The sequence below is a fragment of the Parasedimentitalea nitratireducens genome, assembly GCF_057444295.1.
The window spans coordinates 742,730-755,009 of the sequence record NZ_JBYAXC010000002.1; the positions used below are offsets into that span (position 1 = coordinate 742,730).

The following is a 12,280-nucleotide window of genomic DNA, read 5'->3' on the forward strand; positions in this document are numbered from 1 at the left end:
GTGCCTAGTTTGCCCTCAAGGGAGGATCATGGATGACCGAAACGAGATTGTCATTCAAAGAGATGTGCGCGGCGTTTGATGTGACGCCACGGACATTGCGGTACTATGAGTACATAGAGTTGTTGAAGCCGGATCGTGAAGGTCGCTCAAGGTTTTATACGGCTCGTGAACGTGCCCGAATGAAATTGATCATGCGTGGACGCAGGTTTGGGTTTCAGTTGGAGGAAATCCGCCAGTGGCTATTGATCTATGAAAACGAAGGCGATCAGGCGCAGGCGCAGGCCTTTCTGGAGATGGCTGACCGGCAAATGATCGAGCTACAGTCTCAGCGTGAGCAAATTGATGAGGCCATGGCCGAATTGAGCAGCCTCCGCAAAGTGGCCGAAAAAGATTTGGCCTGAGCAAGAAAGTTACGAGATATCGCACCATAAACCCTGCCTTGTGCAGGGTTTTTTCTTTTTTGACACGTTACTTACTCTGTAACGGGCAGCATAATTTTTTCAATTTCCGAGCACGTATTCATTTAGACCCTACGTCACATCCAGAATTGACGCAGCGTACAACTTACGTAAACGTCAAGAAAATGTTGTAAGCTAGATCTGTACAGCTCAGCTTATGACTGCAACCCGTAGCAAGAGTATCCGAGATGACTGATGAAGAAACCCTAACGATCCGCGAAATGTGCGACACCTATGAGGTTACGCCGCGCACCTTGCGATTTTACGAAGCCAAAGAACTGTTGTTTCCAATCCGAGAGGGTCAGAAACGGCTGTTTACCAAGCGAGACCGGGCACGCCTGAAGCTGATTCTGCGCGGCAAACGGTTTGGCTTTAGCCTGGAAGAAATTCGTCAGCTTCTGGATCTCTACCATATGGGTGACCAGCAGCACACGCAGCTGTCGCGCACATATGACATTGCTTGTGATCGGCTGGCCGACATGGAGCGTCAACGAGATGAGCTGAACGAGGCCATTGACGACCTGAAGCAACAGCTAAAGTGGGGCGAGAAAGTTATCGCCTCGGTCAAGTCCGGTCAGAAAGCCGCTGAATAGCTCCAATAGCGCCCTTGCGTTGCTGTTGTTGCACACCCGTAGTTCCAAGATATCAGAGAGCCCCCGATGCCAGTTTATTCCGCCCCGACCAAAGACATGCAGTTTCTGTTGCACGATGTTCTCAAGGTTACCGCATCAGATGTCCCCGGCTATGACGAGCTGGACCCTGAGTTCACCAGCGCGATCCTGGAAGAAGCCGGTAAAATTGCGGGTGAAGTTCTTCAACCCTTGAATGTTGTCGGTGACACCGAAGGTTGTTCGCTGGAAAATGGCGTGGTTCGCACCCCTACTGGTTTCAAGGCAGCCTTTGACCAGATGAAAGTAGGCGGCTGGACCGGGTTGGATATGCCCGAGCAATATGGCGGCCAGAACATGCCCTATGTCATGGGCACTGCTGTGGGTGAAATGTTCTCGGGCGCAAACCAAGCGTTTGTGATGTATCAGGGCCTGACCCATGGCGCGGCATCCGCCATTTTGGCACATGGCACCGACCAGCAGAAAGATACCTATCTGCCCAACATGGTGTCTTGTGAGTGGACCGGTACCATGAACCTGACCGAGCCCCATTGTGGCACCGATTTGGGCCTGATGCGCACCAAAGCCGAGCCACAAGACGATGGCAGCTACAAGATTTCGGGACAAAAGATCTTTATCTCGGCTGGCGAACACGACATGGCCGATAACATCATTCACCTTGTATTGGCCAAGATCCCTGGCGGCCCCGATGGCATCAAGGGTGTGTCCCTGTTCATCGTGCCCAAGTTCCACGTCAACGAAGACGGCAGCCTGGGCAACCGTAACGGCGTGTCCGTTGGCAACATCGAAAAGAAAATGGGCATCCACGGCAATTCAACCTGCGTGATGAACTATGACGAAGCCACGGGCTATCTGCTTGGTGACATGCACAAGGGTATGCGCGCCATGTTCACCATGATGAACGAAGCCCGTTTGGGTGTTGGCATGCAGGGCGTATCTCAGGCCGAAGCCGCCTATCAGAATGCGGTGGAATACGCCAAGGATCGCCTACAGGGCCGCGATGTAACTGGACCGAAGAACCCGGATGGGCCAGCTGATCCGCTGATCGTGCACCCGGATATACGCCGTTCTTTGATGGATCAGAAAAGTTTCACCGAAGGCGGTCGCGCGTTTCTGCTTTGGGGCGCGTCGATGATCGACGCTGCGCATCGCAATGAAGACAAGGATGCCGACGGGCTGGTTTCATTGCTGACCCCTGTGATCAAGGGCTTCCTGACGGATGAAGGCTATGACATGACCGTGCGTGCCCAGCAGGTTTATGGCGGTCACGGCTACATCGAAGAACACGGCATGAGCCAGTTCACCCGCGACGCCCGTATTGCGCAGATCTATGAGGGGGCCAACGGTGTGCAGGCGCTGGATCTGGTGGGTCGCAAACTGGGTGCCGATGGCGGCAAGCACGTGATGGCCTTCTTTGAGATGGTCAAAACCTTCTGCAAGGACAATGGCGACATTTCCGAAGCCTTCACTGCCGATTTCGTTGAGCCGCTGAAAGCTGCGAGCAAGGACCTGCAAGCCGCTGGCATGTACTTCATGCAGAACGGGATGAAGAACCCGAACAACGCGCTGGCCGGGTCTTATGACTTCATGCACATGTTTGGCCATGTCTGCCTGGGCCTGATGTGGGCGCAGATGGGTAAGGCAGCCCAAGGCGCGCTTGAAGCTGGGGCCTCTGACGCTGCGTTCTATGAGACAAAGCTGACAACTGGCCGGTATTATATGGCACGTCGCCTGCCTGCCACTTCGATGCATCTGACCCGTATTCAAAGCGGCGCAGATACTGTGATGGCGCTGCAGGCTGACCAATTCTAAGATAGGGATGGCGGGAATTCCCGCCTTTCCACCCTGTTTCAAGGATCTGATATGCCTAAACGATTTCGCCTGACCCGACGCTTTCCAGTTGCCATGACCGAAGACGGCTATCGCCGCCTGAAACGCTTTGCAACTGAGGCTGGGCTGGACGAAGGCGAGGCGCTGTCGTTTTTGTTTGAAAATTTTGACAGTGTCACCGACGCCGAAAATCTGCCTCATCGGTTGCGCTTGTTCAATGCCGATCTGGACGTCAGGAAACGATAGATAAGCGCCGGAACGAGCGTGCCTAGGGGAGAGATATGACATTTAGCACCACCCAATCTGCCTGGATGACGGACGAACACCAAATGCTGGCGGATATGACCGCTCAGTTCATCACCAACGAATGGATGCCACTATATGACAAGTGGCGCGACCAAGGCATGATGGACCGCGACACTTGGGGCCAAGCCGGTGAATTGGGTCTGCTGTGCCCCTCAATCCCCGAGGAGTTCGGCGGTGCGGGGGGGGACTTTGGTCACGAGGCCGCCATCCTTCTTGAGGCCAGCCGCGCCAATTTGGCCAGCTGGGGCAACGGCATCCATTCAGGCATCGTCGCCCACTACATCCTTGCCTATGGCAGCGAAGAGCAAAAACAGCGCTGGTTGCCCAAGATGGTATCTGGGGAGTTCGTTGGTGCGCTGGCGATGACTGAGCCATCAACCGGATCGGATGTTCAAAACATCAAGACCAAGGCCATCCGCGAAGGCAACGCCTATCGCTTGTCAGGGCAGAAAACATTCATCACCAATGGCCAGCACGCTAACCTGATCATTGTGGCCGCCAAGACCGATCCGTCGCTTGGATCTAAAGGTGTGTCGCTGGTGGTGGTTGAAACCGATGGGGCCAGTGGGTTTCAACGTGGTCGCAACCTCGACAAAATTGGGCTGCATGCGGCCGATACGTCCGAGCTGTTCTTTGACAATGTGGAAATCCCACCTGAAAACATCCTTGGCCAGACCGAGGGCCAGGGGTTCTACCAGATGATGAAGCAGTTGCCACAGGAACGGCTGATCATTGCAGCAGGTGCCATCGGCGCAATGGAAGGCGCGGTTGAACGCACCATCGCCTATTGCAAAGAGCGCGAGGCCTTTGGCGGGCCGCTGACACAGTTCCAGAACACCCGGTTCAAGCTGGTGGAATGCCTGACCAAAACCAAGGTTGCGCGAGCGTTTTTTGACGAATGCATGGCGGACCATCTGCGCGGTGAACTGACGGTCGAGAAAGCCGCGATGGCGAAATACTGGATCACCGACACCCAGGGCGAAGTGCTGGATGAATGCCTGCAAATGCACGGCGGTTATGGCTTTATGCAGGAATACGCCGTTGCTGAAATGTGGACTGATGCACGGGTGCAGCGGATCTATGGCGGCACAAATGAGATCATGAAAGAGCTGATTTCACGCAGTCTCTGACATCAACGCAGGTCCTGGACCTGTGACAAGAATAAATTGGGAGAAGACCATGACCATTAAACTGCACTGCTTTGGCGAAAGTGGCCATTCTTATAAGGCGGCATTGGCGCTGGAACTGGCGGGTTTGGATTGGGAACCGGTGTTCGTAGACTTTTTCAGCGGCGTTCATCGCAGCAGCGAATACCGCGACCTGAATGTGATGGCTGAAGCCCCGGTGATGATCGACGGCGATGTCCGCCTGTCGCAGTCTGGTGTCATCCAGCAGTATATCACCGACAAGACTGGCAAGTTCGGTGGCGCGCCAGAGGACAAATACGAAGTTCTGCGCTGGGTGCTGTGGGACAACCACAAACTGTCCAGCCAAATCGGAATGACCCGTTTTTTGATCAACTTCCTACCGGAAGAGAAACGCCCGGCTGATGTGATCGCCTTTATGAAGGGACGCCTGCGGGCAGCGTTCACCACGTTAAACATGCACCTAGAGGGCCGCGAGTGGATGGTTGGCGACAGCCTGACCAACGCGGATCTGACCTGCTGCGGCTATCTGTTCTACGAAGAGCCCTTTGGCTTTGACCGCAAGGACTACCCCAATATCGACGCCTGGCTGAACCGCATCAGCGCCCTGCCCGGCTGGAAACACCCTTATGAATTGATGCCCGGCAACCCGTCGGACCGAGTTTGAGGAGAGCATCATGACCGAAGCTTATATCTATGACGCGCTGCGCACACCGCGTGGCAAAGGCCGCAAAGATGGCAGCCTGCACGAAGTGACCTCGCTGCGCCTGTCGGCGCTGACCCTGAATGCGGTCAAAGAACGCAACAATCTGGACGGCCACGCGGTTGAGGACGTGATCTGGGGCAATGTCACCCAGGTCAAGGAACAGGGCGGCTGTCTGGCGCGCTCGGCCGTGTTGGCATCCGATCTGGATGAACGCATCCCCGGCTTAGCGATCAACCGGTTCTGTGCCTCGGGTATGGAGGCCGTCAATCTGGCCGCAAACCAGGTCAAAGGCGGCGCAGGCAATGCCTATATCGCCGGTGGCGTTGAAATGATGGGCCGCGTGGCGATGGGCTCGGACGGTGCGGCCATTGCCGTGGATCCAACACTGGCGATGGATCAGTACTTTGTGCCGCAGGGCATCTCGGCCGATATTATTGCGACTGAGTATGGTTTCACCCGTGAACAAGCCGACGCATTGGCAGTGGAATCCCAACGGCGCGCATCGCAGGCCTGGGCAGAAGGCCGCTTTGACAAGTCTGTCATTACTGTTCGCGACCAGAACGGGTTACCGATGCTGGACCGCGATGAATACATGCGGCCTCAGACTGATATGCAGTCACTGGGCGCGTTAAACCCTGCGTTCCAGATGATGGGTGAGCAGATGCCCGGATTTGATAAGGTCGCGATGATGAAATACCCGCATCTGGAGCGGATCAATCACATCCACCACGCGGGCAACTCGTCCGGAATCGTCGATGGCGCAGCCGCTGTTTTGATTGGCAACAAAGAGTTCGGCGAAGAATATGGCCTGACCCCTCGTGCCAAGATCAAGGCTACCGGCAAGATCGGCACCGACCCGACCATCATGTTGACTGGCCCGGTTCCTGTCACCCAGAAGATCCTGGCCGACAATGGCATGGTGATCGGTGACATCGACCTGTTCGAGGTCAACGAGGCCTTTGCCTCTGTCGTGATGCGCTTCCAGCAGGCGTTTGACGTTGATCCCGGAGTTGTAAACGTCAATGGCGGTTCCATCGCCATGGGCCACCCGCTGGGCGCAACAGGAGCGATCATCATCGGCACATTGTTGGATGAGCTGGAACGTCAGGACAAGGAAATGGGTCTGGCCACACTGTGTATTGCATCCGGCATGGGTGCCGCCACAATCATTGAACGCGTCTAAAGAGCCATGAGCAACCACGCGAAAAAATATCATTTCTTTTGGTCGGGCCCGTTTAGCCAATGGCAACGTAGCGGATTTGAACATGCCGGGCAGCAGTTTGAAACTGCTGAACAAGCAATGATGTATGAGAAAGCAATTCTGTTTGGTGATCAAGACGTTGCCGCGCAGATCCTTGCAGAGCCTGAACCTGGGCGTCAAAAAGCGCTTGGCCGACGGGTGCGTGGATTTGAAGAAGCTCAATGGGACGAAGCTAAGGCCCGGATCGTTACTGAAATCAACAGGTCGAAATACGGGCAAAACAAGGGGCTTCGGCGGAAGTTGTTTCAGACAATCCCACTACAATTGGTCGAGGCAAGCCCTGTCGACACCATTTGGGGTATTGGCTTGGACAGGGCTGCCGCCGAGGAAACACCACCTGACCTTTGGCCAGGGCAAAACCTGCTTGGTCAAATCCTCATGCAGGTTCGAGACGAACTCGCAAAGACCTATCCGGAAGAGGCGCACGCATGTGCTCCAACGAATACGGAGGAAGTTAATGAATAACCTAACAAAAACGGCACCCTCGCTTTCAAAGAGCTGGAGAAATATCTGATGCCAAAGCTAGATCTTTCCCAAATCCCGTTTCGCAGTGGCTCGGTTTATCCCGGCAAGCTGGATGCCGAGGTCAAAGGCCGCAGTAGCCAACGGTTGGGCGATGCCAGTGGCATCACCCAATACGGCGTGAATATTGTGCGGCTGGAACCCGGCGGCCTGTCGTCGCTGCGCCACTACCATATGCAGCAGGACGAGTTCCTGATGATGACCGAAGGCAAGCTGGCGCTGATCGATGACGACGGCGAACACGAGATGCTGCCCGGTGATTGTGCCAGCTTCCCCGCTGGCGACGCCAATGGCCACCACTTGGTGAATAAAACAGATGCGCCCGCCGCTTTTTTGGTGGTGGGTACGCGCACCGAAACTGAAACTGCTTTTTACAGCGATATTGACATGATGGTGAAGGTTGACCCGGACGGTTACGCCTTTACCCGCAAGGACGGCAGCCCATTGACGGCTGACCAGATCGGAGATGAGACATGACCGATTTTACATATGACGTCGACGCAGATGGCGTGGCCATCATCACCTGGGATGCCGTTGGCAAGTCCATGAATGTGCTGACCCGCAAGGCCTTTGGTCTGGTCGAGGACTACATCGACCGCGCACTGGCAGATGATGCTGTCAAAGGCGTGGTGATCACCAGCGGCAAGAAAGACTTTGCCGGAGGCATGGACCTGAACGTGCTTGCCAGCATCCGCGAAGAGTCTGGCGACGAGCCAGCCCAGGGCCTGTTTGATTTCACCATGAACGGCCACCGTATTCTGCGCAAGCTAGAGCGCGCCGGGATGGAACCCAAGACCAACAAGGGCGGCAAGCCGGTGGCCTGTGCTATCAACGGCACCTGCGCTGGCATTGGCACCGAGATTGCGCTGGCCTGTCATCACCGGGTGATGACCGACAATCCAAAATCCAAAATTGGCCTACCGGAAATCATGCTAGGAATCTTCCCCGGCGGCGGCGGCACCATCCGCTATTCGCGCATGGTTGGTGCGATGGCGGCGGCTCCGGTCTTGCTGGAAGGTAAGATGCTGGATCCGAAAAAGGCCAAGGGTGCAAAGTTGATCGACGCGGTTGATGTCAACCCGCTTGAGGCTGCTCGTCAGTGGGTGCTGAATGCTAAGCCTGTGGACATCGTTAAACCCTGGGACGCCAAGGGCTATAAAATGCCCGGTGGTGCCCCGTATCACCCTGCTGGCTTCATGACCTTTGTTGGTGCCAGCGCCATGATCAATGGTAAGACACAGGGTGCCTTTCCTGCGGCTAAAGCTCTGCTGAGCGCTATCTATGAGGGCGCGCTGGTTGATTTTGACAATGCGCTGAAGATCGAGGCGCGCTGGTTCACCCATGTTCTGATGAACCCATCGTCATCCGCAATGATCCGCAGCCTGTTCATCAACAAGCAGGCTTTGGAGAAAGGCGCGGTCCGTCCCGAGGGCGTCGAGGACCAGTCGGTCAAGAAGATTGGCGTTTTGGGCGCAGGCATGATGGGCGCAGGAATTGCGCTGGTTTCAGCGCAGGCAGGCATGGAAGTGGTACTGGTTGACCGCGATCAAGAGGCCGCCGACAAGGGCAAGGCCTATTCCGCGACCTACATGGACAAGGGCATCAAGCGCGGCAAGGCCACACCCGAGAAGAAAGAGGCGCTGCTGGAGCGGATCACCGCAACGCCAGACTTGGAGCAGCTGAAAGGCTGTGACTTGATCATCGAAGCGGTGTTCGAAGACCCAGGAGTCAAGGCCGAGATGACCAAGAAGGTTGAGGCGATCATTCCCGGGGATTGCATCTTTGCCTCTAACACCTCGACCCTGCCGATCACCGGTTTGGCCGAGGCATCGGTTCGTCCTGAACAGTTCATTGGCATCCACTTCTTCTCACCTGTTGAAAAGATGTTCCTGGTGGAAATCATCAAGGGTGAGAAAACCGGTGATCGTGCTGTGGCCAAGGCGCTCGACTATGTGCGTCAGATCCGCAAGACACCAATCGTGGTCAATGACGCGCGGTTCTTCTACTGCAACCGCTGCATCATCCCTTATGTAAACGAAGGTGCGCGGATGATCACCGAGGGTGTATCACCTGTATTGATCGACAACGCAGCACGCCAGCTTGGTTTTCCTGTGGGCCCAGTCCAATTGACCGATGAAACTTCGATTGATCTGGGGGCCAAAATTGCCCGCGCCACCAAGGCAGCCATGGGCGATGCCTACCCGGAAAGTGCGGCGGATGATCTTATCTTCTGGCTCGAAGAACAGGGCCGTTTGGGCCGCAAAGCAAACGCTGGTTTCTTTGACTACGACGAAAAAGGAAAGCGTGTTGAGTATTGGAAGGGCGTGCACGACAAGTACCCGCTGGCCGAAGATCAGCCCGACCTGATCGAAGTTCAAGAACGGTTGATGTTCTCTCAAGTTCTGGAAGCCGTGAAAGCACTGGAAGAAGGTGTGTTGGAAGACATCCGCGAAGGTGACGTTGGTGCCGTTCTGGCCTGGGGCTTTGCGCCCTGGTCTGGCGGGCCGCTGAGTTGGTTGGATATTCTGGGCACGCCTTATGCCGCTGAACGCTGCGATGCGTTGGAAGCGAAGTTTGGCGAACGCTTTGCTTGCCCGCCATTGTTGCGTGAAATGGCAGCCAAGGGTCAGAGCTTTTACGGGCGGTTTGATCCAAGCAAACAGGCCGCGTAAGTTTACAAAAGAAAGAAGCCACTGCAGGTATTCTGCAGTGGCTTTTTGTTTACTCAAGTTTATCTTACGATGACCGTTTAATGGCGCGCCGAAGAGAACTGTTGCGTATCAGGCGTAGCTGCCCCCAGCGTCATGTCCCCTGACCAAAACTCTTCTTCAGCAACGATGTTGCTGACCAATTCCCGTGCTTCATTGGGCGGCAACACACGATACAGGCTCTCTTCGATACCAGCCATTTCCAGAATATTGCTTCGTGTCGGGCTAAAACCTAACAGTCCTGCTTCCAGATATATCACCTCATCCCGTGCAAAACGCGGCACAATGATTTCCAACCGCTGACCCACTGGTGCACGTTCGATGCCGCGATACCCTTCCAAAGTACAGGCAGGCACCACCACAAATGGATCACCCTGTGCATCAATGGCAAGGTCGCTTTCCAACAGTATGCCTTGATCCGGCATGACCCACATAGGTGCACGATTGTTCAATGCATCCTTTGGCACCATCATAGGGCTATGAGCTGCATCCATTGCCCCTTCAGTTACCAAAAACGTTTCACGGTGCATCTCGGTAATCAGCTGCATACCATGATCAAAGGTCAAAACTCTGTCGCCAACACTCAACGCTTCAACTGGGCGCCAGCCTAGGTTTGAGGCGACGTGGGTACCTGCAAAAAATCCACCCAGGCCAGTTGGCATCATCTGATAAGTACTGCTCAACCGAGACGCCACTCTTGGTGCCCTACGCTTGGTGATCCAATCAAACATCGTCTTTTCCTTCTAAAAAGACGGCCCTGCCCGATGGCAAAAGCGCGCGCAATTTCATCTATCCAAAAAGCCCGAACTTCGGGCCGTAAATGGGCCGAATAAAGGCATCTCGGAGTCATTGTCGGCATCCAAAGCTCAATGCATTCAAAAGCAACGAATTGGGCCCCGTTTGGATGACAACAGCTCAACTTCTAATCAGAGGGGTAACGGTGAATCGTTAAAATAGTATTCAAATCGTTTGATATCTTCTGCGCAGCTTTGGGCCACGGCCTCGGCGCTTTGATCATCATAGTATTTCCGCCAGTCGCGTGACCGAACAGAGGTATTGCTAAGCGGTAATTTCAGCTCGAACCCCAAGTGATCAAACAACGGTTGGGCATCAACTTCGAAGTGTTCGAGCCGGATAAATAGCTGGCATTGTTCACTCCCATCGGCATGACGCATATATGAAGAGGCTGTTGAGGTCCTAAAGGATGCCATCGTTTGGGGATGACAGACAAAGTCGGTAAAATTCAGATGCTTGGCCAAATCGACCGACGGATGTTCAAAGCTCTGGTCTATTAGCCAGTGATAATAACTTACAGCCCGATCCCATGGATTACGCACCAAGGTAAAGGCAAACAGGCCTCGCAGTTGGTCACCGGGAATCAACCCTTCGATGTCAGCCATTGTGGAATGCTTCCACTTGCGTCCGCGGGTGGTGATATCTTTGACCCGATGTCGTCTGCGCGATGATTTGGGTGTGTCGCCCAGCATGATGTCATCGGCCATGGCCCGGTCTTCAAGCGCCAAAGCCAAGGCCGTCCCTCCCGTTTTCGGGATGTGAATAAAAACATAAGAACGGCCAAGAGAGAGGATCATATTCGAAGGCTATGCCATTGGTTCAAAAAAGGAAACCACGGCTTTACAACCACCTGACACAGCCGGGATCACTCGGCTGGCACTTTGTTATGAAAAATGAACCCTAAGAAGTTCAACAGCAATTGGGCTGCCAGGACCTGTGTGCTTTCGGTTGGATCATAGGCCGGTGCGACTTCGACTAGATCTATACCCACCACATCGCCACGCGCGCTCAGTCCCTGTAAGATTTCCAACACATCGTAATACATGAAGCCACCATGGCTGGGGGTTCCTGTACCTGCAGCGATGGATGGGCAAAAAGCATCGATATCGATGGTCACATAGTACCGGGCCCCTTGTGGGATCCTGTCCAGAACCCCTTCGGTTCCCAGCTCACGTACTTGCCGAACTGACAGGATGTCAGAGCCTCGGGCGCGGGCGTCGTCATAGCCCTCTTTGGCAGTCGACGACACATTGCGAATGCCAAGCTGTGTCATCCCCGAGACATAGTCTTTTTCAATCGCCCGGCGCATCGGGTTTCCGTGCCCCACTGTTACGCCGTGACGTTCATCTACAAAATCCAGATGCGCATCGATCTGGACCACGTGGATCGGGCCCTGTTCAGCGCAGTTCTCGGCAAAGGCGTTGATGCAGGGAATGTTGATGGAATGATCACCACCAATGGTCACAGGCAGCGCGCCTGCATCCAAGATCTTTTTGACCCCATACTCAATGTTGGCGTGGCTTTCTTGGGTTTTGGTGTGAATGATATCTGCATCACCGATGTCAACAATCCGTACATCGCTGCCCAGATAGGTTGCGTCGTCCTCGTGATCATAGGCCCCGGCATGACCAAAGCTGAACAGGGTCGAGGCCTCGCGCACCGCACGCGGACCAAAACGCGCCCCAGGGCGAAACTGACAGCCAAAATCATAAGGTGCCCCAAGGATTGCCACGTCAGCGTCAATCCTGTCCCAATCCGAGACATACTCTTTTTTGGCAAAGGTTGAGATGCCGACAAAAGGCAGGTTCAGGCGGCCGGATGCATAACCGTGATCTGACATATTCTTCTTCTCCCCAAGTCTAATTAATAAAGAGCGTTCAAGCGTTTTAAAGGAGTAGTATGCAGCCCAAACTGATTGTC

The 12,280-nt window shown here is 54.7% G+C and carries 13 protein-coding genes; 10 read left to right on the top strand and 3 right to left on the bottom strand.

The features are described from left to right. Positions 1-32 precede the first annotated feature (32 nt). The 10 genes from AC2T28_RS09320 (at position 33) to AC2T28_RS09365 (ending at position 9,529) form a co-directional block, all read left to right on the top strand. Entirely contained in the window at positions 33-401 is a 369-nt protein-coding gene (locus AC2T28_RS09320; protein WP_486748698.1) for a MerR family transcriptional regulator, read from the top strand. 245 nt (positions 402-646) lie between these two features. Then, positions 647-1,051 (top strand): MerR family transcriptional regulator, encoded by a 405-nt coding sequence (locus AC2T28_RS09325; protein ID WP_486748699.1) that lies wholly within the window; start codon positions 647-649, stop codon positions 1,049-1,051. Between the two features lie 66 nt (positions 1,052-1,117). After that, positions 1,118-2,899, top strand: a complete 1,782-nt coding sequence (locus tag AC2T28_RS09330) for an acyl-CoA dehydrogenase C-terminal domain-containing protein (RefSeq protein WP_486748700.1) — start codon at positions 1,118-1,120, stop codon at positions 2,897-2,899. Positions 2,900-2,950: 51 nt separating this feature from the next. Continuing rightward, positions 2,951-3,163: a hypothetical protein gene (locus tag AC2T28_RS09335; protein WP_486748701.1), complete on the top strand. Its 213-nt coding sequence runs from the start codon at positions 2,951-2,953 to the stop codon at positions 3,161-3,163. A gap of 35 nt (positions 3,164-3,198) precedes the next feature. Then, positions 3,199-4,353 (top strand): acyl-CoA dehydrogenase family protein, encoded by a 1,155-nt coding sequence (locus tag AC2T28_RS09340; protein ID WP_486748702.1) that lies wholly within the window; start codon positions 3,199-3,201, stop codon positions 4,351-4,353. A 49-nt stretch (positions 4,354-4,402) separates the two neighbouring features. Next, positions 4,403-5,035, top strand: coding sequence for a glutathione S-transferase family protein (locus AC2T28_RS09345; protein WP_486748703.1), 633 nt, complete (start codon positions 4,403-4,405; stop codon positions 5,033-5,035). A gap of 10 nt (positions 5,036-5,045) precedes the next feature. After that, positions 5,046-6,257 carry an acetyl-CoA C-acetyltransferase gene (locus AC2T28_RS09350; protein WP_486748704.1) on the top strand — a complete coding sequence of 404 codons (1,212 nt, stop codon included), beginning with the start codon at positions 5,046-5,048 and terminating at the stop codon, positions 6,255-6,257. A gap of 6 nt (positions 6,258-6,263) precedes the next feature. Beyond that, entirely contained in the window at positions 6,264-6,800 is a 537-nt protein-coding gene (ybiA, locus tag AC2T28_RS09355; protein ID WP_486748705.1) for a riboflavin biosynthesis intermediates N-glycosidase, read from the top strand. Positions 6,801-6,848: 48 nt separating this feature from the next. Then, complete coding sequence (locus AC2T28_RS09360; protein WP_486748706.1) at positions 6,849-7,334, top strand: cupin domain-containing protein; 486 nt, start codon at positions 6,849-6,851, stop codon at positions 7,332-7,334. Then, positions 7,331-9,529: a 3-hydroxyacyl-CoA dehydrogenase NAD-binding domain-containing protein gene (locus AC2T28_RS09365; protein WP_486748707.1), complete on the top strand. Its 2,199-nt coding sequence runs from the start codon at positions 7,331-7,333 to the stop codon at positions 9,527-9,529. Before AC2T28_RS09360 ends, AC2T28_RS09365 begins: the two co-directional genes overlap by 4 nt. Before the next feature lie 77 nt (positions 9,530-9,606). Here the strand turns inward: AC2T28_RS09365 and AC2T28_RS09370 are convergent, their stop codons facing one another. The 3 genes from AC2T28_RS09370 to speB form a co-directional block, all read right to left on the bottom strand. Beyond that, on the bottom strand, positions 9,607-10,296 hold the full coding sequence (locus AC2T28_RS09370) for a Hint domain-containing protein (protein ID WP_486748708.1): 690 nt from the start codon (positions 10,294-10,296) through the stop codon (positions 9,607-9,609). A gap of 195 nt (positions 10,297-10,491) precedes the next feature. Continuing rightward, the gene (locus tag AC2T28_RS09375) at positions 10,492-11,157 is read right to left on the bottom strand and encodes a sulfotransferase family 2 domain-containing protein (RefSeq protein WP_486748709.1); all 666 of its coding nucleotides are present in this window, start codon (positions 11,155-11,157) and stop codon (positions 10,492-10,494) included. 68 nt (positions 11,158-11,225) lie between these two features. Next, positions 11,226-12,200, bottom strand: coding sequence for an agmatinase (gene speB / locus AC2T28_RS09380; protein WP_486748710.1), 975 nt, complete (start codon positions 12,198-12,200; stop codon positions 11,226-11,228). Positions 12,201-12,280: the final 80 nt, after the last annotated feature.

Coding starts and splice junctions, on each gene's coding strand:
- AC2T28_RS09340 (WP_486748702.1), top strand. CDS start 3,199: ATGACATTTAGCACCACCCAATCTGCCTGGATGACGGACGAACACCAA.
- AC2T28_RS09370 (WP_486748708.1), bottom strand. CDS start 10,296: ATGTTTGATTGGATCACCAAGCGTAGGGCACCAAGAGTGGCGTCTCGG.
- ybiA (WP_486748705.1), top strand. CDS start 6,264: ATGAGCAACCACGCGAAAAAATATCATTTCTTTTGGTCGGGCCCGTTT.
- AC2T28_RS09375 (WP_486748709.1), bottom strand. CDS start 11,157: ATGATCCTCTCTCTTGGCCGTTCTTATGTTTTTATTCACATCCCGAAA.
- AC2T28_RS09350 (WP_486748704.1), top strand. CDS start 5,046: ATGACCGAAGCTTATATCTATGACGCGCTGCGCACACCGCGTGGCAAA.
- AC2T28_RS09345 (WP_486748703.1), top strand. CDS start 4,403: ATGACCATTAAACTGCACTGCTTTGGCGAAAGTGGCCATTCTTATAAG.
- AC2T28_RS09325 (WP_486748699.1), top strand. CDS start 647: ATGACTGATGAAGAAACCCTAACGATCCGCGAAATGTGCGACACCTAT.
- speB (WP_486748710.1), bottom strand. CDS start 12,200: ATGTCAGATCACGGTTATGCATCCGGCCGCCTGAACCTGCCTTTTGTC.
- AC2T28_RS09335 (WP_486748701.1), top strand. CDS start 2,951: ATGCCTAAACGATTTCGCCTGACCCGACGCTTTCCAGTTGCCATGACC.
- AC2T28_RS09360 (WP_486748706.1), top strand. CDS start 6,849: ATGCCAAAGCTAGATCTTTCCCAAATCCCGTTTCGCAGTGGCTCGGTT.
- AC2T28_RS09365 (WP_486748707.1), top strand. CDS start 7,331: ATGACCGATTTTACATATGACGTCGACGCAGATGGCGTGGCCATCATC.
- AC2T28_RS09320 (WP_486748698.1), top strand. CDS start 33: ATGACCGAAACGAGATTGTCATTCAAAGAGATGTGCGCGGCGTTTGAT.
- AC2T28_RS09330 (WP_486748700.1), top strand. CDS start 1,118: ATGCCAGTTTATTCCGCCCCGACCAAAGACATGCAGTTTCTGTTGCAC.